Here is a 19,471-nt window from a genome sequence, read left to right as displayed (position 1 = left end):
GATCGAATGTTTGGAACCGCCACCCGCCCCGGCGCCACCCGTGCCCTGCTGCTTGGCTCCGGTGAACTCGGCAAGGAAGTCGCCATCGAGCTGCAACGGCTCGGGATCGAGGTGATCGCCGCCGATCGCTACCCCAACGCCCCCGCCATGCAGGTTGCCCACGCCGCCCATGTGCTGGACATGCTCGATGGCGACGCCCTGCGTGCCCTGGTGGCCGAGGTCAAGCCCGACCTCATCATCCCCGAGATAGAGGCCATCGCCACTCATACCCTGGTGCAACTTGAGCAAGAGGGGATCAGAGTGGTGCCCAACGCCCGCGCCACCGCGCTCACCATGAACCGGGAGGGGATCCGCCGCCTAGCCGCCGAAACCCTGGGCCTGCCGACCTCCTCCTATCAGTTTGCCCAGAGCAAGGAGGAGTTCGTCGCCGCGGTGCACGCCATCGGTCTGCCTTGCGTGGTCAAGCCCGTAATGAGCTCGTCCGGCAAGGGCCAGAGCCTGCTGCGCGACCTCGCCAAGCTCGAGGAGAGCTGGACCTATGCCCAGGAGGGGGGCCGCGCCGGCCGTGGCAAGGTGATCGTCGAAGGCTTCGTGCCCTTCGACTACGAGATAACCCTGCTCACGGTACGCGCCGTGGACGGCATCCACTTCTGCGATCCCATCGGCCATCGCCAGGAAGAGGGCGACTACCGCGAATCCTGGCAGCCACAGCAGATGAGTGCCCTGGCACTGGCCCGCGCCAAAGAGGTCGCCGCCAAGGTGGTCGAGGCGCTCGGTGGCTATGGCCTGTTCGGGGTCGAGCTGTTTGTGAGCAGGGAAGATGTGTGGTTCAGCGAGGTCTCCCCCCGCCCCCACGACACCGGCATGGTGACCCTGATCTCTCAGGATCTCTCCGAGTTCGCCCTGCATATGCGCGCCATCCTCGGGCTGCCCATCGGGGCCATCACCCACTACGGGCCGAGCGCGTCGGCCGTGGTATTGCGCGATGGCCACAGCCAGGACATCCGCTACCAGGGCATTGGCGAGGCGTTGGCCCTGGTACCGGGCGCCCAGTTGCGGCTGTTTGGCAAGCCCGAGATCGCCGGTCGTCGACGTCTCGGCGTGGCCCTGGCCCGTGGGCAAGGGTGCGAAGAGGCGGTCGAGCGCGCCAAGGCTGTCGCCGCCCGGGTCGAGGTGCTCTTCTAGAGCGCACTTTTTGCCGCGTAAACACAAACGTTTATCTGCGTGATCCGGCGCAAGGGGCGGGCTTCTGCCCCTTTTCCATTGAGTCGTCGGGCTTATAATCTCCCCTTCACCTATGTCAGGAGTACAAGATGTTAACTGCCGTGATCTTCGATATGGATGGTGTTCTGATCGATTCCGAACCCTTTTGGCAACGGGCCCAGATGGCCGTCTTCTCCGAGCTGGGCCACTTCCACACCGAGGAAGACTGCAACTCCACCATAGGGGTGCGCATCGATCAGCTGGTGGCCCACTGGTATCGCCTGCGTCCCTGGAGCGGCCCGACCCAGGAAGAGGTGGTGCAGCGCATCCTGGATCAGGTGATAGCACTCATCCTGCAGGAAGGTCAGGCCAAGGAGGGCGTGCTGGAGGCCCTCTCCCTCATCGAGGCCCGTGGCCTCAAGATTGGCCTAGCCACCTCCTCCCCCTTCACCATGGTGGAGGCTGTGCTCGGCAAGCTCGGCATTCGCGATCGCTTCCTGGCGGTGCACTCCGCCGAGGTGGAACGCTTCGGCAAGCCCCATCCAGATGTCTATATTCATGCCGCCGAGAAGCTCGGGGTTGAGCCGGTGCACTGCCTCGCCATCGAAGACAGCTTCACCGGGCTGCTGGCAGCCAAGGCGGCCTCCATGCGGGCGCTGATTGTGCCCGATCCTGCGTTGATCAATGACCCTCGTCTCGCCATCGCCGATCACAGACTCGACTGCCTGAGCGAGCTCGATGCCGGGCAGCTGGCCTGCTGGGTCGCTGGCAAATAGAGGTCATACGCCGTGCAGGCACTGGCTGCACGGCGCTATTCATTGCACTCCTCATTGCACTCCCACTGCAATCCGCTCCATCTTCTCCCTGCATCCCACGCCACGCCCCCACCACAAGCTCCCTTTATGCGCGGGATCCCAGTCTGCGGGCGGCCCACTGACTAGACTCTAGGCGTTGGCCATTCACTCTTGGCCTTAGGGAGATCACCATGATCGACTACATCAACAAACGGATCGTCTGCCCCCATTGCGGCCACCACACCCAAGTGGCACTGGATGCCAGCCAGGGGGATCAGGAGTTCTATGAAGACTGCATGGCTTGCTGCAATCCCATCCACCTCCGTCTGCACCGGGACGAGGCGCGGGATAGATTGCAGCTGTTTGTGGATGCGGATGACGAACAGCTGTTCTGAGCCTCGACGACTCATCCTGCCAGCCATGACGGCCCTCCTGAACCTGGCCGCAGATAAACAGAGCCCGCATCATGCGGGCTCTGTTTATCTGGCCTTGGCGACCTCGGGCAACCCATCCAGGATCAGGACGGGCGCTGTGCCAGCACCCGCTCCACCGTATCGACGATGGCCTGGGTCTGGGGATCGATCTCGATGTTGGTCTGCCAGCCCGCCTTGACCCAGCCAAGGTTGGTGCGGGCCAGGGTCTCGGGGATCAGGTTGACGCAGAACTCAGCCCCCCGCACCTCGCCCACGGTCAGGCTGATGCCGTCGATGCCGATATAGCCCTTGGTCAGCACGTATTTCATGAGCGCGGGGGCGAGGCGATACCAGACCTGGCGATTGTTCGGGCTGTCGATGACGGCGCTCACCTCTGCCGTGCCCATGATGTGGCCGGACATGGCGTGACCGCCAATCTCGTCGCCAAAGCGGGCGGCCCGCTCAACATTGACCCTGTCCCCTGCCGCAAGTGCGCCGAGGTTGGTGAGGCGCAGGGTCTCCTGCATCAGATCGAAGCTGACCAGCTCCCCCTCGATGCGGGTCACGGTCAGACAACAACCGTTGTGAGCCACCGAGGCGCCGAGCGCCAGCCCCTCGCCCCAGGCCGGGCTCGGCATGCGGATCACGTGGGTGCGAAAGTTGGGCAACTCTTCGATGGCCACCAGTTCGGCGGTCCCCTGCACTATGCCGGTGAACATGTCTCGTCTCCTGCTACGACAAAGGAGGCAGGTTAACCTCGCTCCGCCCTGCAAACAAGGGCGCTGGCTGACAAGCCAGCCCCTGCTCGCTATAGTGGCGAGGTGCTCACTCAGGCTACCAAGGAGTAAATAATGCAGGTGTATCAATGTTGTGAAGCTATTCGTATCGCCTATAACCAGATTGGATCCGGGGATCAGGGCTATGTCCCTCAGGCGATCGCCGCCAGCATCCGTGCCCTGGATGCGGTGGCCCGGGATGAGCGGGTACCCGCCGAATTGCGCCAGCAGGCCGCCTACGCCGCCGCCAATCTGTTGATCAGCGATCACGAAGACGCCTGATCCCGCCAGCGCCCCCCTGTGATGGCGCAGGGGAAGCTCTCATCCGCCGGGCCCGCCCCTCCTCTCTCTTCGCGAGCAGCCGAGCAGCCGAGCAGCCGAGCAGCCGAGCAGCCGAGCAGCCGAGCAGCCGAGCAGATTACCCCATAGGGGGCAGAACCCACTCAATCGTTTCGCTTGACGGTCAGTTGCCGTTAGAATGACTCACTCGGTGCCCCGTTCTGGTGCACCGATCTTCTCGTTTGTTCCATCATGTCATGCCCAAGCTGTTCCCACCGGAGGTGTCAGTGCAACGTTATTGGTCCGAGGCGAGGCAACTCATTCGTCTTGCCAGTCCTATTCTGGTGGCGCAAGTTGCGCAAATTGCCATGAACTTCGTCGATACCGTGATGGCCGGTCAGGTCAGTGCGGTCGATCTTGCCGCCGTGTCGGTCGCCTCCAGCTTCTGGCTGCCGGTGATCCTGCTGGTGCAGGGCATCATCATGGCGCTCACCCCCATCGTCTCCCAGCTCAATGGCGCCCGTAAGCGGAATGAAGTTCGCCCGGCCGTGCACCAGGCGTTCTGGCTCGCCCTGATGGTGACCCCGATAGCGATGCTGGCACTCTATGTCAGCCCGCTGGCACTGGAGTACATGAAGGTAGATCCCGTCATGGCGGCCAAGACCGCCGGTTATCTGCATGCCATTCTCTGGGGTCTGCCTGCTTTCGTTATGTTCCAGGTGCTGCGCAACTTCAGTGAGGGGCTCTCCCATACGGTGCCCACCATGGTGATCGGCTTCGTGGGGCTGGCAGTCAACATCCCGGCCAACTACATCTTCATCCACGGTCACTTCGGTATGCCCAAGCTCGGCGGTGTCGGCTGCGGGGTGGCCACCGCCATCGTGCTCTGGGCCATGCTGCTGGCCATGATCCTCTATGTGAAGTTCTCCAGCCATTTTCGAAGCATTGCGCTGTTTGCCAATCTCTGCCGCCCCAATGGCAGCCGGATCTGGCGCCTGTTCCGTTTAGGCTTCCCCATAGCCATGGCCATCTTCTGCGAGGTGACCCTGTTTACCGTGGTGGCCCTGATGTTGGCGCCTTTTGGCGCCGAAATAGTGGCCAGCCACCAGATTGCCCTCAACTTCTCCAGCCTGGTGTTTATGTTGCCGCTCTCCATCGGCGTGGGGGTCACCATCAGGGTCGGCCACAGCATCGGAGAAGGGCTGCCGGATCACGCCCGGGTTGCGGCCCGCACCGGCCTGATGCTGGGCATCACTGTCGCCGCGGGCACCGCCGCCCTGACGGTGCTGTTGCGCGAGCAGATTGCCGCCATCTACACCGAGGATCCCAAGGTGATCACCCTGGCGGCCCTGCTGCTGTTCTTCGCCGCCATCTATCAGATCTCGGACTCGGTACAGGTGATTGCCGCCGCCGCCCTGCGCGGTTACAAGGATACCCAAGCCATTTTCTACATCACCATAGTGGCCTATTGGGGTCTGGGACTGCCCAGCGGCATGATACTGGGGCTCACCGACTGGGTGGTGCCGCGCATGGGGCCACAGGGCTTCTGGGTCGGCTTTATCGTCGGCCTGACCGGTGCGGCCCTGATGCTGGGTGCCAGGCTCAGGGTGATTTATGGCCGCTTTGCCACTCCCCGCGCCTCCTGAGCCTCCTGGTGGCGGCTTGCTACTTTCGCTGTCTGATGGCAGGTTTTTTGGACGGCTCGCCTGCAAAATCAACAGGCTGCACAAGAACTGGGCAAACAGTCCCCTTTGTGCATAGCGGCTGTTGACAGCCTTGGGGGCCATGGGTAGTATGCCGTCCACGTCAGCACAGCTGGCGTGATGAAGTGGGTTCGTTGCTCAGTTGGTCAGAGCAATGCCATGACGTGATGCAGATCGTGTCCCTGGTTCGAATTCATCTCTTCGAGTGGGTTTATAGCTCAGTTGGTTAGAGCACTACCTTGACATGGTAGGGGTCGTTGGTTCGAATCCAATTAAACCCACCACTTTCTGATATGCGATGCGTCCTTAGCTCAGCTGGTTAGAGCACCACCTTGACATGGTGGGGGTCGGTGGTTCGAATCCACTAGGACGCACCATCAGCACAGAATTTTTGCGTCCTTAGCTCAGCTGGTTAGAGCACCACCTTGACATGGTGGGGGTCGGTGGTTCGAATCCACTAGGACGCACCATATTACTGCGATAGCAGTCGTGGGTTTATAGCTCAGTTGGTTAGAGCACTACCTTGACATGGTAGGGGTCGTTGGTTCGAATCCAATTAAACCCACCACATTTTGATATTCATGCGTCCTTAGCTCAGCTGGTTAGAGCACCACCTTGACATGGTGGGGGTCGGTGGTTCGAATCCACTAGGACGCACCATGATTTATCGCAAATATCCCGCCTTGTGCGGGATTTTTGCGTTCTGCTCCCCTCCTCCGCCATCACGGCAGCGCCCTTGACGCCTCGGGGAGCGCACCTTATTGTCCCTTGTCATCAGGCTGACATCTGAATGTCATCCAATGAGACCGCCAGGGGGACACGACCCCTTCGGCTCTTCCGCTTTTGTCTTCCTTGCCTCCATCACAGGATCAGCCATGCAAAGCCCGGCTCTTCATTATCAGATCATCAGTCAATCCATCGAGCAAGAGATCCTGGCCGGTCGCATCCAGGCCCAGGGCAAGCTGCCCGCAGAGCGTCAACTGGCACAGACCTTCGCCACGACTCGAGTCACCCTGCGCGAGGCGCTGGCACTGCTCGAGGGCAAGGGGCTCATCTATCGGGAGAATCGCCGCGGCTGGTATGTGTCCCCCCCCAGATTGCGCTACAACCCGACCGAGCGGGCCAGCTTCAACGAGCTGGTCACGGCCCAGGGGCGCCTGGGTCATACCACGCTGCTCAGCTGCCAGCTCGCCTACCCGGCTCCCGAGGCGGCCCAGACCATGGGGTTGCCCGCCTTTACCAAGAGTTGGAACCTGCAGCGGTTGCGCAGCCTGGATGGGCGCATCGTGCTGCTCGAGGAGAACCATATCTGCGTCAGCTGCTGCCCGGATCTTGCTCGCCACGATCTGAGCCGCTCCCTGACCCGCTTGTTCGAGGAGCACTACCAGCTCTACCTGGCACGTACCCAGATCCAGTTCTACCCCATTATCCTGGAGGGGGAGCGCGCCAGCTTGCTCGGCCTCACCCCTGGCTCCTCCGCCCTCTTCATCCGTCGTCTCAACTTCGATGAGGCTGGCCGTCTCTATGAACTCGATCACGAATACTGGCGCCATGACGCCCTGGCCATCGAGCTGGAACGAGTCAACTCGCCCCTCGTCCAAAACCCCTGAGCACAAGCATCGCCTTATTCCTGCTCTGCCCTCTACTCCTCTGCCATCAGGCTGTCACTGTGCCGTCATGGCAACGTCATCGGCGGCCCCCATACTGGCGCCTTTTGGTATAGACCAACAGGCAGACCATGACCCAAGAAACACTTCCCTTCTGGTTGGCCGAGGCCCTGGCCCTGGAACAACCAGCCGACCCCATCCCCCTCGGGCAACACATCGAGGCCGACATCGCCATCGTCGGCGGCGGCTACACCGGCCTGTGGAGCGCCATCAAATTGAAGCAGCAGGATCCGGCCCTGCGAGTGGTTATCATAGAGCGGGCGCTGTGCGGCAGTGGCGCCTCAGGGCGCAATGGCGGCTGCCTGCTCACCTGGTCCACCAAGTACCCCTCCCTGCGCCGCCTGTTTGGCGAACAGGAGGCCGTGCGGCTGGTACAGGCATCGGAGCAGGCGGTTTTTGCCATCCGCGACTTTTGCCAGCATCACGACATCGAGGCGCAGCTGCGTCTCGATGGCACCCTCTACACCGCCACCAGCCCGGCCCAGCTGGGAGGATTAGCCCCTGCCCTCGCCGCCCTCGAGCAAGCAGATATCAGCCGCTGGCAATCCTTGTCCCAGGAGGAGGTGCAAGCCCGCGCCGGCTCCAGGGCGCACCTGGCGGGCCACTTCAGCCCGGCGGCGGGCAGCGTGCAACCCGCCCTGCTGGTACGCGGGTTGCGCCGGGTGGCCCTGGCCCTTGGCATTGTCATCCATGAGCAGACCCCCATGACCCGGCTGGTGCACGGCGCCAGGCCTCTGCTCGAAACGCCCTTGGGCAGCGTCAGGGCCGACAAGGTGATCCTCGCCATCAACGCCTGGTTGCCGGGCCAGTTTCGCCAGTTCTCCCGCAACCTGATCCTGGTCTCCTCCGACATGGTGATCACGGAGCCCGCCCCCGAGCGTCTGGATGCACTGGGGCTGAGGGACGGGATCAGCGTGGTGGATGGCCGCACCTTTGTGCACTACTACCGGCGCACCCCGGCCGGGCGCCTGATGCTGGGCAAAGGGGGCAACCGCTTCGCGTTCGCCAACCGCCTCCACCCCTGGTTCGATCGCCCCAGCGCCTTCGCCGCCGATCTGCGCCGCCGCCTCAATGGCTTCTTTCCCTCCCTAGCGAGTCTGCCCATCGCCGCCAGCTGGACCGGCCCTTCTGATCGCAGCGCCACCGGCCTGCCCTTCTTCGGCCATCTCGAGGATCACCCCAATGTCCTCTATGGCGCAGGTTATTCGGGCAACGGCGTGGTGCAGAGCTGGATGGGGGGAGAGATCCTCGCCGCCCTGGCGCTGGATCTCGACAACGAATGGCGCCACTGCCCCCTGGCCATGGGCCCCCGGGGCCAGTTCCCCCCTGAGCCGGTGCGCTGGCTCGGCGCCAACCTGGTGCGGCGCGCCATCCTTCGCAAGGAGCGGGCCGAGGATGAGGGGCGACCCGTGCCCGGCTGGGCTCGCCATCTTGCCCGTCTCGCCGAGGCGGCCGGCAAGGCGGACAAGGGCTGATCCGCGCCACTCATCCCCTTGGCACCACCCCGTTTCGCCGGGGTGGTGCCTGGCCCATGCCAGACACAGGCAACGGCAACGGCAACGGCACTATGAGGCCGAGAAGCGGTGCTCACGTTTCCATAGAGCGCCTATTTTCATCAGCCCGGATAAGTGGTTGCCTCGTCCATACAGTCACACCAGCTCGCCTGCCACTGACAGCTCACCTGCTTGTCTCGCCTCTCCATACCGTCACACCTAGTCACACTGGCTCGCCTGCCACTGACGCCTCACCTGCTTGTCTCGCCTCTCCATACAGTCACGTCTAGTCACACCGGTTCGCCTGCCACTGACGCCTCACCTGCTTGTCTCGCCTCTCCAACCCAGCACTGCGGCTGCCGCTGCTGGTTCTGCTCCGCGAGTGCCTCGCTTGACCTGCTATAAACCCAGCGACTCCTCCTCCCTCGCCCCGCCCTGTAGACGGCCTGCTCCCCCGAGGTGGCAGGGTGTGGATCCTTTCCTGACGATCCTGGTTTGATGGCATATGTGATGATTTTTCACTCCAGCAGCCGCGTATCCCGACGCTGATACCCCTGATATGGGACCAGGGCACTGCGCCCAAGGCCTATGGTGCGTGCGAAGAGAGAATGAGTGAGGGAGGAGAAGACCGGAAAAGGAGCCTGACATCGGATAGAGCAGATACAGAGCACTAAGCCCATGAGGGAGTGTGCGTCGCAGGCGGGGCGCCCAAGTCATGGGACGCAGCTGCCTGTTTGCATGCGCAGCATCCGCAGCATCCGCAGCATCCGCAGACCACCATTGTTCCCTCAGGCAGTGAGGCCCGCATCGCGGGCCTCTTGTCGCATCTGACACGCTGCCGTGACGGCTGCTCAGGGTTTCTCCCCCACCCCCAATCGGCGATTGATCTCTTCCACCACGGCGGGCAAGTCGGCCAAGGTATCAATAAGAAAATGGGCCCCCGCCTGCTGTAGTCTGGGGGCCGCCTTGGCGCGGCACACGGCCAGGGTCTCCGGGCTGGCGGCCTGATATTCGGCCAGGGTGAGACCCGCCTCGTTGCCGGAGAGAGTCAGGCCGACAGTCCACATGCCGGCGTTGATCCCCTCCTCTATGCCGGGGGCCGCATCGTCCACCTTGATGCAGGCCTGCACCGAGCCCGCCGCCAGGGCATTGACGTTGGCAAGCGCCATCCAGGGGCCGGGCCTGCCCCCTGCGGGCAGATCATCGGTGGCCACCACATGGTCCGGGCGGTAACCCGCGTCCGCGGCGGCGGGCAGCAGGGCCTCCATCACGGTTCTCGGGTAGCCGGAGCAGGAGCCTATCTTGATGCCCCGCTCCCTCAGCCAGGCGATGGTGGCCAGGGCTCCCGGGATGGGCTCGGCGAACTCGGCCACCTTGGCCCGCTGCAACGGCATGAAGGTGTGATAGAGGGTATCTACCTCGGCCTCGCTCATGGAATGGCCAAAGCGGGCGCGCCAGCGCGCATCCACCCCAGGCAGGCGGCCCAGGGCCTGGATGTGATCCCACTTGCCAAGACCCATGGGCACCCTGGCCTCGGCCAGGGTCACCTCGAATTCATAGGCGCGGGCGAAGGCCTCGACGAAGATGCTGGTCGGGGCAAAGGAGCCAAAATCGACCACGGTGCCGGCCCAATCGAGGATCACGGCTTCCACTTGCTTGTTCACTGACTGCTTGTTCATTGTGCTCTCCTGGCAAGGGTGGCCTTGCCGTCATGGGTGGTGCATGGCATGGGATGCCTGACATCAGGGGGCGCCCCGGTGGCCTGATCAGGCCTGCCAGTCACAGTTGGCGGCCACGGCGACCAGCAGGCGATCTATGTCAGCGGGATAGACTTCCCCTATGTTGCCGATGCGAAAACAGTCGGCCTGGGAGACCTTGCCCGGATAGATGACAAACCCAGCCCCCTTGAGCCGCTCATAGAAGCGTTTGAAGTCGTAGCCCGGCGCCGTCGGGGCCAGGAAAGCGGTGATGATGGGGGACATCTTCGCCGCAGCGAGCAGGGGTTGGAACCCCAGGGCCGCCATACCGGCCACCAGGCGGCGCTGGTTCTCGCAATAGCGGGCATGACGAGCGGTTACCCCCCCCTCCTGCTCCAGCTCCAGCAGTGCCTGATAAAAGGCGCGCACCACATGAGTCGGGCTGGTGAAGCGCCACTTGCCACCCCCCTGCTCCATCACCCGCCACTGGTCGAACAGATCCAGGGAGAGGGAGCGGGCAAGCCCCTCGCAGGCCAACAACCGGCTGCGTCTGGCCAGCACCAGCCCAAAACCGGGCACTCCCTGGATGCACTTGTTGGCCGAGCTGATCAGAAAGTCGATACCGGCGCGCTGAAAATCGATGGGAATGCCGCCAAAGCTCGACATGGCATCGACGATGAAGCAGCGCCTCGCCTGCTGCACCACCCGGCCAACAGCCTCCAGGGGGTTGAGCAGGCCAGTGGTGGTCTCGCAGTGCACCATGGCCACATGGCTGATGGTGTCATCCTCGGCCAGCAGGCGGGCCAGCTCCTGAGGGTCGGCTGGCTGACATTCGTCCAGATGGTAGACCCGATGGAGTAGGTTTAGTCTGCGTGCTATCTCGACCATGCGGGCCCCATAGGCGCCGTTGTCGACGATCAACAACTTGTGGTTCTGGCCGATCACGCTGCCCAGGCAGGCCTCGACGCTGGCGGTGCCCGATCCCTGCATCAAGACGCTGCTGTAAAGATCCGGGTAGCCGGTCAGGGCCTCCAGCCGGGCACGGATGGCCTGCACCACCCCCAGGTTGTAGTCGTCGTCCCAGGTACACCAATCCTTGAGCATGGCTTCACGCACGGAGCGGGAGGTAGAGAGCGGACCCGGGGTCAGCAGCAGGTAGGGATTGTCCTTGTTCATATGGCCTCATCGTCGGCAGCTAGTGGGCAATTCATTCTGGTCTATACCATTGAGCGCCATGGTATGAGGGCCACTTGCGGGGGTAAAGCGCCCAGCTGCAATCTTCATCAAAGCTTCATATAGCCCAGTCATGGCCAGCTATTACTGGCCAGCAAGAGTCACAGGATTGCCATCGCATCGTCATCCAGCCGTCATTTTTCCTTCCTAGCATGCCAATCCAACCATCTGGTATGAACCAGATTGGTGGCGCGGGTCTCCCGCTCCAGTCTCCCCACTCCACCGCAATAGGGAAAGTTCGATGAAGATGACCAAGCTCGCCGCCCTGCTGGGCATGATGACCCTCGCCACGACCGCCCACGCCAAGGAGGTGTTGACCGTCTACACGGCATTTGAGACCGACATCATGGGTCCCTATCAGCAGGCCTTCGAACAGGCCCACCCCGACATCGAGATCAAATGGGTGCGCGACTCCACCGGGGTCATCACCGCCAAGCTGCTGGCCGAGAAGGCGCGGCCCCAGGCCGATGTGGTGTGGGGACTGGCGGGCTCCTCCCTCGCCCTGCTCAAACAGGAGGGGGTGATCAAGCCCTACCATCCCGTCGGGGCCGAGGCCCTGGATCCGGGTCTGACGGATCCCGAGGCGAACCCGGCCTGGTATGGCAACGACGCCTTCTTCAACGCCGTCTGCTTCAACGAGGCCATGGGCAAATCCCTCGGCATCCCGGCCCCCACCAGCTGGGACGATCTGCTCAAGCCCGAGTTCAAAGGGAAAATTGCCATGCCCAATCCCGCCTCCTCCGGCACCGGCTTCATGATGGTCGCCGCCTGGTTGCAGAGCCTGGGGGATGACAAGGGCTGGGCCTACATGGAGAAATTGCACGGCAACATAGCCCAGTACACCCACTCGGGCTCCAAGCCCTGCGTGCAGGCGGCCCAAGGCGAGGTGCTGGCGGGCATCTCCATGAGCCTGCGGGGAGCCAAACTCAAGACTCAGGGCGCCCCCATCAGCGTGATCCTGCCCAAGGGCGGCATCGGCTGGGATACCGAATCCGTGGCCCTGGTCAATGATCAATCCGCCGCCGCCAAGGCGCTGGTTGACTGGTCCATCGGCGAGAGCGCCAACCGCCTCTATAGCCAGAACTACCCCGTGGTCGGCATCGCAGCCCTGAGCAAACCTGTGCCCAACTACCCGGACGTGAAGCAGGCGATGATCCCCCTCGACTTCGCCAAGATGGCCAGGGAACGTGGCCAGATCCTCGCCGACTGGAGCAGCCGCTTCGATGGCAAGTCCGAGGCCCAGTGATCCGCATCGGGTCAACTGGCTCTGTCACTCCGCGACAAGTCCGAGTTCGGTGACCCTTGATCAGGGTTGCCCCACGACCGTGATCCCCACCGGCTGGTGGCAGAACGACCGGATCGAAGATAAAGCAACAGCGGCGCCCAAGGGCGCCGCTGACGTTGCCGGGACTCGCCCCTTTTTCTCCCTCGCCGCCATTGTCATCAAGCTGCAATCTGACGACGGGATAATCTGGTCTACACCAAGAAGGAGTCCTCTGATGAGCGCCTATCTGCAACTCGAACACCTCTCCAAGCACTTCGATGGCTTCACCGCCGTCAACCCCCTCTCCCTGGCCATCGAGGCGGGGGAGTTCGTCTGCTTCCTCGGCCCCTCCGGCTGCGGCAAGACCACCATGCTGCGGATGATCGCCGGGCTGGAGACCCCGAGCAGCGGCAGCATTCGCCAGGGGGGCCAGGATGTCACCCTGCTCCCCCCCGAGGCCCGCGATTTTGGCATCGTCTTCCAGTCCTATGCCCTGTTTCCCAACTTGACGGTGACCGAAAACATCGCCATCGGCCTGCGCCAGCAGAAGCTGCCGAGCCAGACCATCGCCACCCGGGTCGCCGAGTGGCTGGCCCTGGTCCATCTGGAGGCGGCCAAAGACAAGTACCCGGCCCAGCTCTCCGGCGGCCAGCAGCAGCGGGTCGCCCTGGCCCGGGCGCTGATCCTCTCCCCCGGCCTCTTGCTGCTCGACGAGCCGCTCTCGGCCCTGGATGCCAAAGTGCGCGTGCATCTGCGCGACGAGATCAAGCGCCTGCAACGGCGCCTTGGCATCACCACCATCATGGTGACCCATGATCAGGAGGAGGCACTGACCATGGCCGATCGCATCCTGGTGATGAACGCCGGGCGCATCGAACAGTTCGGCACCCCGGAGGAGATCTACCGGGCTCCGGCCAGCCGCTTCGTCGCCAACTTCGTCGGCCAGATGAACTTCCTGCCAGGCCTGCTCGCCTGTCCGGGGGAAGGGATAGGCGGCGAACTCGGCATTCGTCCCGAGGCGCTGCGCCTCTCATCTCTGGGGGGACAACTGCCGGTCGAGATTTCGGACTGCGCCTTCCAGGGCAATCACATGCGGGTCGCCTGCCATCACCCCGCCCTGACCGAACCGCTGCAGGTCAATGTGCCATTGCGGGAGCTCGCGGCGCTGGATCTCGCCCCTGGCCGCCGCCTGCACCTGGAGATCCCCCGGGATCAACTGCATCACTTCCGCCCGGAGCCCACATGCCACGCCTGAATTCCCCCCACCCCCAGTCTGAGCCTCTGTGCCTGTTCGGAGTCCCCATGCCGACCCTCTCCCTGCTTGCCCGGTCCCAGTGGCGTGCGGATCGCCTGCTGACTCTGGCCCTGCTGCTCGCCGTCAGCCTCTTCCTGCTGCTGGGGCTGGCCGCCCCCCTGCTGGCCATGCTGCAAAAGAGCGTGCAGGACGGCAACGGCCAGTTCGTCGGCCTGGCCAACTTTCAGCACTATCTCGCCTCTCCCCAACTGCGCGCCTCCGCCGGTCACACCCTCTTGATCGGGCTGACGGTGAGCGCCGGGGTGGTGTTGCTCGCCTTCGGCTACGCCTTCGCCCTGATCCGCAGCTGCATGCCGGGACGGCGATGGTTTCGCCTGCTGGCCAACCTGCCGATCCTCGCCCCTTCCCTGTTGCCCGCCATCAGCCTCATCTATCTGTTTGGCAACCAGGGCATGCTTAAATCCTGGCTGATGGGGGAGTCCATCTATGGCCCCATCGGCATACTGCTTGGCCTGGGCTTCTGGTGTTTTCCCCATGCCCTGATGCTGCTCTGCACCACCCTGGGCACAGCGGATGCGCGCCTCTACGAGGCCGCCCGGGTGCTCAAGCTGCCAAGCTGGCGCCGTTTCTTGCTCATCACCCTGGCCAATGCCCGCTACGGCATCCTCAGTGCCCTGGTGCTGGTGTTCACCCTGGCGGTATGCGACTTTGCCGTTGCCAAGGTGATCGGGGGTCAATACTCCCTGCTCGCCACCGATATCTTCAAGCAGGTGGTAGGCCAGCAGAACTTCACCATGGGCGCGGTCACCAGCGTCTTCCTGCTGCTGCCCGCCCTGCTCGCCTTCGGCCTGGATCGCTGGCTCGCCCGTCGCCAGCGGGGACAGCTTGCCAGCAACGCCGTCATTTACCGCCCCGCCCCCCACAAGCTGCGTGACGGCTGCTGCCTGATCTTCTGCTCTCTCATCGCCCTCTTCATCGTCACTCTGATAGGGGTCGCCATCTATGGCTCCCTGATCAGCTTCTGGCCCTGGGATCTGACCCTCAGCCTGCGTCACTATGATTTTGCCAGCACCACCCCCTATGGCTGGCAGCCCTGGTTCAACTCCCTCACCCTGGCGGCCGGGGTCGCCCTGTTTGGCAGTGCCCTGGTGATGCTGGGCAGCTATCTGGTGGAGAAGGGGGATGGCTTTGGCTGGCTGCGCCGCCTCATCAGTCTGCTGGGGCTGCTGCCCATGGCGGTACCCGGCATGGTGCTGGGACTGGGTTACATCTTCTTCTTCAACCAGCCAGGCAACCCCCTCGCTCTGCTCTACGGCACCATGACCCTGCTCGTCATCAACTCCCTGTGTCACTACTACACGGTCGGCCAGATGACGATGCAGGCCGCCCTCAAGCAGATGCCGAGCGAGATAGAGACGGTGGCCAGCTCCCTCAAGCTGCCTCGCTACCTCACCTTCTGGCGCATCACGCTGCCGGTGTGCAGCCCGGCCCTGCTCGATGTCGCCATCTATCTGTTCGTCAATGCCCTGACCACCACCTCGGCCCTGGTCTTCCTCTACTCCCCCGATACCCTGCCCGCCGCCATCGCCATCCTCAATCTGGACGATGCGGGCCAGACCGGCAGCGCAGCCGCCATGGCCGTGCTCCTGATGTTCACCGCCATGGTGGCCAAGGGAGTCTATTTCCTGCTGTCACACTGCCTTGGGCTGCGTACCCAGCGCTGGCGTCAGCGCTGAATCAAGGGCAAGCAAGAGACAGGGCCAGTTGGCCCTGTCCGTCTCACTGAGTACATTGGAGTCCTATGTCCCCCCTCGTCTTTAGCCTGGTTCTCGGCTCAGCACTGCTGCATGTAAGCTGGAATGCCCTGATCAAGGGCGCCCGCGACAAGGGCGCCATGACGCTGCTGGTCAGCCAGGGTTGCGCCATCATCGCCCTGCCCCTGTTGCCATGGCTGCCTCTGCCCGCCCCGGCCGCCTGGCCTTTTCTGCTAGTCTCGGCCCTGCTCCACGTCGGTTATTACCAGCTGCTGGCCCGCGCCTATGGGGCTGGCTCCCTGGCCCAGAGCTATACCCTGATGCGCGGCGGCGCCATCCTGCTGCTGTTCATCCCCTCGCTGCTGCTCGAAGGCATGCCAGAGGGACCTGCCCTGGCGGGCAGCGCCCTCATCGCCGCCGCACTGATCCTGCTTGGACTCAAGGGAATTAACAGGGGGGATCCCAGCCCCTGGCAGTGCGCCTGCCTCATCGCCTGCTACACCCTGGTCGATGGCATGGGGGCCCGGGCCAGCGGCGGTCAGCCGGTGGCCTATGTGCTCTGGTTGGTGACTCTGGAGGGGGGGCTGATGCTGGCGCTAGCGCGCCGGGCCCTCGGGGGGGCGATCTGGCCGATATTGAGGCGGGGCTGGTGGCTCGCCCTGCTGGGGGGCGCCTGCTCGACCCTGGCTTACGCCATCGTGGTGTGGGCCATGACCCAGGCGCCTCTGGCGCAGGTCAGCGCCCTGCGCGAGAGCGGCATCCTCATCTCCTTCCTGATTGGCGCCCTTTGCTTTCAGGAGCGCCTCGGCCGTGGCAAATGGCTGGCCGCCCTCACCCTGCTTGGCGGTGTCTTGCTGCTGCGGCTAGGTTGAAGGCGAGAGCGAACCTTGCACAGCGCGTTGTGCGATCTGATAGCTGAGTGCATTGATCTGCGCCTGAGAGAAGAGCAAGGAACCAAGCCTCGGCAAGGTTGTCACCAACTGTTTGTGGTTGATGACCGGAAAGGGCGGTCGAGATTGCAGCTTGATATACCAGCCAGGGAATACCAGTACCGGGGTCACTGGAATGGCAACACCGACCGCCTTACTCAACCATTGATGTACCCAGCAAGCCTGACGTTCGGCCTGACTCAGTGGTTCAGTCTCATACCAGGATGGAAACTGCAATCGCCCATCCCGAAACACTATTTCGTGATTCTTGCCACGCTGCCTGGCATCCCTCAGCCACTTGTGACGCCCTTTGGTTTCGATGGCGAATACACCGTTGGTGCCAACCACCAGATGATCAATATTGAAGCCCTCGGCCTGAATGTCATGAAAAACCTGATAACCCAGCCCTTGCAATCGCATCAACTCGGCTGCCGTTGCCAGTTCGGCGGCATAACCGAGCCGATAGCGATTTAACTGCTGCAAATTTTTCCAGGCTCTCAGGCAACAGCTGACAAGGCAAAGCAAGATCGCCAGCAAAATGAGATATGGGGGCGTCTCTCTGGCCAACAGCTCCTTAGCTCCCACTCCGGCAAACGGCGCCGTGGTGATCAGAACAGCTAACAGCAGATACCCGATGATATCCATCTGTCGATCTGATATCTGCTGCTGCAAGCCATAGCCCGGCAGCCGTAGCAAGGCATCTCTATCGATGGGGAGCTTGACCGTCTGATCTCGTCGCTTTAGCCAAAGCCAGAGGGTGGCGACGATCCCTCCCATCCCCAATAACGGCAAAATCAGGATCCAGACCCCATCTATCAATACCTCTTTAACCCCTTCGAGCAATCCCTGTATCAATGTCATGACGCTATCCTGCAGACCGTTTGAGTCTATCCAGCTTAGCCAGAAATCCTCCGCCACGATCCAGGTGTGGTCTGAGCACGCCCGATCAGGGAACGAAATGGTAGATCCACCCCTCGTCCAGGGGAAAATCGGCAGGGGGGCCTTGCAAGGGAGGCAATGCTTTCACTTTATCCCCGGCAGCATATTGCAGCGCCATCAGGGCACAGAGGGCGGCGTCATATTGATCCGTGCCCGGTTGCAGCGTCTTGGGCAGGAGGAGATGGATCTCGGGACGGGCGCAGGATGCCCTGCCCCCTTGCTTGGCCAGGGCGGGATAGACCTCGAGCAGCGCCCGAGGTGCCGCAGGGACCTGCTGTGGCACCCGCTGTAACGGGGTCAGGGCCGGAGCCATGGCCAACGCCAGAGTGGCATTGTTGCCAAGCCTGTCGAAACTCGCCGAGAGTGGCTTCTTGCCATAGCGTTCATGGAGCCAGCGCTCGCAGTCACGATAGGCATAGGGGTTGTCTATCTCCCGCGCCGGAATGGCGATCTGCTGCACTTCCCCCCGAAGCAAAGCAGTAAACCCTCGGGGAAAGGCGAGTGGCGCATCCATTCCCAAGGCGAAACGGGGGTGACTCAGCAACTCATCGCAACGTGCCTTGCTTTTGAGCAACGGCATCAGTAACGAAAAGATATCAGCTGCCCCCCGTGAACTGAGCCGAAACAGCGGCGAGACCCCGAGCCAGTGCAGGCTGTCATCCTCCCGGCGCCATCCCGCCAGTGCCACCGCCTGGGCCTTGCCCTGCCAGCCACGAACATCCCAGCCAATGCCGATGGCATCCCAGTGATGCCAAGGAAGCATGTCTGGTGCCAGATGAGAGTGATGCTCATCTCCGTGCGAGGCCACGGACTCCCCCTCGTTATCCATTATGTTTCGCTCTGTATTCGGGCTCATCGGCCAGGCTCCCTCATGGGTGATCTGAAGGGGCACAGGGTAAACAGGACGCCGCCATTCATAAAGGGATGACGGCGTGCTATCAGAAGGATTTCTTGAAATTGATCAGGGGCAAGATGGGGAAGATGCCATTCTCGGCGTAGTTGGCCAGGCCGATCTGCAGGCCATCCAGATGCTTGGTGGCATTGATGAAGCCTATCTGGAAGGTGGTGCGTTCGGCATAGTTGACGAAACCGACGTTGGCCAGGGCATTGCCACGGGCGATGTTGACCGCTCCCCAGTTGAGGCCTTGCACATTATTGGTCAGGTTGACAAAACCCAGGTTCACGCCCTTGTCCTGACCGTCATGCCAGTTGAGGGCGTTGATGGCAACACCGTTGAACTGATTGCGCACCCGGCCTGCGCCAAAGAAAACACCCAGCTGCAAACCGGTAAAGTTGTTGACATCCGACAAGGCAAACACCGGCAGGTCAAGGCCCTTCACAGAGGCGGTGCGACCATATAGCAAGGAGGCGCGCGCGCCTTCTACCTGCTGGGAGGCGGGCAGGTTGATGCCGGGCAGGGAGATCTGAATGGGAGTGGCCGCCTCCGCTACCCCGGCGAGGGTCAGGGTGGAGCAGGCAATCAGTGTGGTCAGCTTGTTCATGGGCACTCCTTGGCGCAGGATCTGGGTTGCTAGCCTAGCAAGCTGGCATCCGGGACACGAGCCCACCCCGACTGCGCTGCGACCAGTCTGGTCGAACCCCGCACCACCAACCCTGCGACGCGCGACACTCGCCGCTATGGTGAACCGGGCCCCTCAGTTCCTCCCAATCATGGCATCGATGCGGCTAACCCTTTCCATGTGGAGGTTAACTGCCTAAAATGGCCGCCCTGCGCTTATGCATCATAAATAGAGGAAGTTCCCATGGAGACGTTTCTGCTGGAAGGCCACCCCTTCGTTGCCCTGTGCGATCTGATCAAACACCAGGGGTGGGCCGATTGCGGCGGCGCCGCCAAGGCACTGGTTGCCGAAGGCCTGGTCGAGGTGGATGGACAAGTAGAGACGCGCAAGCGCTGCAAGATAGTGGCCGAGCAGGTGGTGAACTTCAATGGCAGCAAAGTGGTGGTCAAGGCTGGCCTGAGCCCGGTGATAGCGTAATCCCCCAGCCTGCCGTCAGCGCCCGCTGGCGGCATCTGTCCGAGCTTTTCTTGATCTCCCTGGTGACGCCATCGG

General features: G+C 62.7%; 18 protein-coding genes and 5 tRNA genes. 17 read left to right on the top strand and 6 right to left on the bottom strand.

The features are described 5' to 3' along the window. Positions 1–6 precede the first annotated feature (6 nt). The 3 genes from purT (at position 7) to BN1130_RS12330 (ending at position 2,392) form a co-directional block, all read left to right on the top strand. The gene (purT, locus tag BN1130_RS12340) at positions 7–1,185 is read left to right on the top strand and encodes a formate-dependent phosphoribosylglycinamide formyltransferase (protein ID WP_042042339.1); all 1,179 of its coding nucleotides are present in this window, start codon (positions 7–9) and stop codon (positions 1,183–1,185) included. A 128-nt stretch (positions 1,186–1,313) separates the two neighbouring features. Then, positions 1,314–1,979 carry a hexitol phosphatase HxpB gene (hxpB, locus tag BN1130_RS12335; protein ID WP_042042338.1) on the top strand — a complete coding sequence of 222 codons (666 nt, stop codon included), beginning with the start codon at positions 1,314–1,316 and terminating at the stop codon, positions 1,977–1,979. Positions 1,980–2,188: 209 nt separating this feature from the next. Beyond that, complete coding sequence (locus tag BN1130_RS12330; RefSeq protein WP_042042337.1) at positions 2,189–2,392, top strand: CPXCG motif-containing cysteine-rich protein; 204 nt, start codon at positions 2,189–2,191, stop codon at positions 2,390–2,392. 122 nt (positions 2,393–2,514) lie between these two features. Here BN1130_RS12330 and BN1130_RS12325 read toward each other — a convergent pair whose 3' ends face one another. Next, positions 2,515–3,129 (bottom strand): riboflavin synthase, encoded by a 615-nt coding sequence (locus tag BN1130_RS12325; protein ID WP_042042336.1) that lies wholly within the window; start codon positions 3,127–3,129, stop codon positions 2,515–2,517. 132 nt (positions 3,130–3,261) lie between these two features. Here BN1130_RS12325 and BN1130_RS12320 point away from each other — a divergent pair, with 132 nt between their 5' ends. From BN1130_RS12320 to BN1130_RS12280, 9 genes are all read left to right on the top strand, one after another. Beyond that, the gene (locus BN1130_RS12320) at positions 3,262–3,468 is read left to right on the top strand and encodes a YaeP family protein (protein WP_005908580.1); all 207 of its coding nucleotides are present in this window, start codon (positions 3,262–3,264) and stop codon (positions 3,466–3,468) included. A gap of 284 nt (positions 3,469–3,752) precedes the next feature. Then, a complete protein-coding gene (locus BN1130_RS12315) occupies positions 3,753–5,111 on the top strand; it encodes an MATE family efflux transporter (protein ID WP_042042504.1) in 1,359 nt (452 codons plus the stop codon). Positions 5,112–5,375: 264 nt separating this feature from the next. Beyond that, positions 5,376–5,452, top strand: a tRNA-Val gene (locus BN1130_RS12310). A gap of 16 nt (positions 5,453–5,468) precedes the next feature. Beyond that, positions 5,469–5,545, top strand: a tRNA-Val gene (locus BN1130_RS12305). Positions 5,546–5,561: 16 nt separating this feature from the next. Further along, positions 5,562–5,638 (top strand) — tRNA-Val (locus BN1130_RS12300). Positions 5,639–5,659: 21 nt separating this feature from the next. After that, positions 5,660–5,736: transfer RNA gene (locus BN1130_RS12295), tRNA-Val, on the top strand. Positions 5,737–5,751: 15 nt separating this feature from the next. Continuing rightward, a tRNA-Val gene (locus BN1130_RS12290) sits at positions 5,752–5,828 on the top strand. 215 nt (positions 5,829–6,043) lie between these two features. Continuing rightward, positions 6,044–6,778: a UTRA domain-containing protein gene (locus tag BN1130_RS12285; protein ID WP_042042335.1), complete on the top strand. Its 735-nt coding sequence runs from the start codon at positions 6,044–6,046 to the stop codon at positions 6,776–6,778. Positions 6,779–6,906: 128 nt separating this feature from the next. Next, complete coding sequence (locus BN1130_RS12280) at positions 6,907–8,310, top strand: FAD-dependent oxidoreductase (protein WP_042042334.1); 1,404 nt, start codon at positions 6,907–6,909, stop codon at positions 8,308–8,310. 869 nt (positions 8,311–9,179) lie between these two features. Here BN1130_RS12280 and phnX read toward each other — a convergent pair. Continuing rightward, entirely contained in the window at positions 9,180–10,007 is an 828-nt protein-coding gene (gene phnX, locus BN1130_RS12275) for a phosphonoacetaldehyde hydrolase (protein WP_042042333.1), read from the bottom strand. A gap of 87 nt (positions 10,008–10,094) precedes the next feature. Then, a complete protein-coding gene (phnW, locus tag BN1130_RS12270; protein WP_042042331.1) occupies positions 10,095–11,201 on the bottom strand; it encodes a 2-aminoethylphosphonate--pyruvate transaminase in 1,107 nt (368 codons plus the stop codon). Between the two features lie 298 nt (positions 11,202–11,499). On the opposite strand from phnW, the gene BN1130_RS12265 reads away from it, so the two are divergent. The 4 genes from BN1130_RS12265 to BN1130_RS22895 all read left to right on the top strand — a co-directional run bounded on the left by BN1130_RS12265 (position 11,500) and on the right by BN1130_RS22895 (position 16,403). Next, a complete protein-coding gene (locus BN1130_RS12265) occupies positions 11,500–12,504 on the top strand; it encodes a putative 2-aminoethylphosphonate ABC transporter substrate-binding protein (protein WP_042042330.1) in 1,005 nt (334 codons plus the stop codon). A 253-nt stretch (positions 12,505–12,757) separates the two neighbouring features. Next, on the top strand, positions 12,758–13,777 hold the full coding sequence (locus tag BN1130_RS12260) for an ABC transporter ATP-binding protein (protein ID WP_042042329.1): 1,020 nt from the start codon (positions 12,758–12,760) through the stop codon (positions 13,775–13,777). Further along, positions 13,765–15,513: a putative 2-aminoethylphosphonate ABC transporter permease subunit gene (locus BN1130_RS12255; RefSeq protein ID WP_198135276.1), complete on the top strand. Its 1,749-nt coding sequence runs from the start codon at positions 13,765–13,767 to the stop codon at positions 15,511–15,513. The genes BN1130_RS12260 and BN1130_RS12255 overlap by 13 nt, the downstream gene beginning before the upstream one ends. 65 nt (positions 15,514–15,578) lie before the next feature. Continuing rightward, positions 15,579–16,403, top strand: a complete 825-nt coding sequence (locus BN1130_RS22895) for a DMT family transporter (RefSeq protein ID WP_042042328.1) — start codon at positions 15,579–15,581, stop codon at positions 16,401–16,403. Here the strand turns inward: BN1130_RS22895 and BN1130_RS12245 are convergent. The 3 genes from BN1130_RS12245 to BN1130_RS12235 all read right to left on the bottom strand — a co-directional run bounded on the left by BN1130_RS12245 (position 16,395) and on the right by BN1130_RS12235 (position 18,901). Continuing rightward, on the bottom strand, positions 16,395–17,321 hold the full coding sequence (locus tag BN1130_RS12245; protein ID WP_042042327.1) for a nuclease-related domain-containing protein: 927 nt from the start codon (positions 17,319–17,321) through the stop codon (positions 16,395–16,397). The two genes, BN1130_RS22895 and BN1130_RS12245, sit on opposite strands and share 9 nt — an antisense overlap. Before the next feature lie 85 nt (positions 17,322–17,406). After that, positions 17,407–18,162, bottom strand: a complete 756-nt coding sequence (locus BN1130_RS12240) for a DUF429 domain-containing protein (protein WP_042042502.1) — start codon at positions 18,160–18,162, stop codon at positions 17,407–17,409. 175 nt (positions 18,163–18,337) lie between these two features. After that, positions 18,338–18,901 carry a VC2662 family protein gene (locus BN1130_RS12235; RefSeq protein ID WP_042042326.1) on the bottom strand — a complete coding sequence of 188 codons (564 nt, stop codon included), beginning with the start codon at positions 18,899–18,901 and terminating at the stop codon, positions 18,338–18,340. A 261-nt stretch (positions 18,902–19,162) separates the two neighbouring features. Here BN1130_RS12235 and ybcJ point away from each other — a divergent pair, with 261 nt between their 5' ends. Next, complete coding sequence (ybcJ, locus tag BN1130_RS12230; RefSeq protein WP_042042325.1) at positions 19,163–19,396, top strand: ribosome-associated protein YbcJ; 234 nt, start codon at positions 19,163–19,165, stop codon at positions 19,394–19,396. Positions 19,397–19,471 lie beyond the last annotated feature (75 nt).

Source organism: Aeromonas rivuli (assembly GCF_000820045.1).
Lineage (GTDB): Bacteria > Pseudomonadota > Gammaproteobacteria > Enterobacterales > Aeromonadaceae > Aeromonas > Aeromonas rivuli.
The sequence above is the reverse complement of the archived record's forward strand: the minus strand, read 5'-3'. Positions and strand labels throughout refer to the sequence as shown.

Coding starts and splice junctions, on each gene's coding strand:
- BN1130_RS12330 (WP_042042337.1), top strand. CDS start 2,189: ATGATCGACTACATCAACAAACGGATCGTCTGCCCCCATTGCGGCCAC.
- BN1130_RS12325 (WP_042042336.1), bottom strand. CDS start 3,129: ATGTTCACCGGCATAGTGCAGGGGACCGCCGAACTGGTGGCCATCGAA.
- phnX (WP_042042333.1), bottom strand. CDS start 10,007: ATGAACAAGCAGTCAGTGAACAAGCAAGTGGAAGCCGTGATCCTCGAT.
- purT (WP_042042339.1), top strand. CDS start 7: ATGTTTGGAACCGCCACCCGCCCCGGCGCCACCCGTGCCCTGCTGCTT.
- hxpB (WP_042042338.1), top strand. CDS start 1,314: ATGTTAACTGCCGTGATCTTCGATATGGATGGTGTTCTGATCGATTCC.
- BN1130_RS12240 (WP_042042502.1), bottom strand. CDS start 18,162: ATGCTTCCTTGGCATCACTGGGATGCCATCGGCATTGGCTGGGATGTT.
- BN1130_RS12265 (WP_042042330.1), top strand. CDS start 11,500: ATGAAGATGACCAAGCTCGCCGCCCTGCTGGGCATGATGACCCTCGCC.
- phnW (WP_042042331.1), bottom strand. CDS start 11,201: ATGAACAAGGACAATCCCTACCTGCTGCTGACCCCGGGTCCGCTCTCT.
- BN1130_RS12235 (WP_042042326.1), bottom strand. CDS start 18,901: ATGAACAAGCTGACCACACTGATTGCCTGCTCCACCCTGACCCTCGCC.
- ybcJ (WP_042042325.1), top strand. CDS start 19,163: ATGGAGACGTTTCTGCTGGAAGGCCACCCCTTCGTTGCCCTGTGCGAT.
- BN1130_RS12320 (WP_005908580.1), top strand. CDS start 3,262: ATGCAGGTGTATCAATGTTGTGAAGCTATTCGTATCGCCTATAACCAG.
- BN1130_RS22895 (WP_042042328.1), top strand. CDS start 15,579: ATGTCCCCCCTCGTCTTTAGCCTGGTTCTCGGCTCAGCACTGCTGCAT.
- BN1130_RS12260 (WP_042042329.1), top strand. CDS start 12,758: ATGAGCGCCTATCTGCAACTCGAACACCTCTCCAAGCACTTCGATGGC.
- BN1130_RS12280 (WP_042042334.1), top strand. CDS start 6,907: ATGACCCAAGAAACACTTCCCTTCTGGTTGGCCGAGGCCCTGGCCCTG.
- BN1130_RS12285 (WP_042042335.1), top strand. CDS start 6,044: ATGCAAAGCCCGGCTCTTCATTATCAGATCATCAGTCAATCCATCGAG.
- BN1130_RS12255 (WP_198135276.1), top strand. CDS start 13,765: ATGCCACGCCTGAATTCCCCCCACCCCCAGTCTGAGCCTCTGTGCCTG.
- BN1130_RS12245 (WP_042042327.1), bottom strand. CDS start 17,321: ATGACATTGATACAGGGATTGCTCGAAGGGGTTAAAGAGGTATTGATA.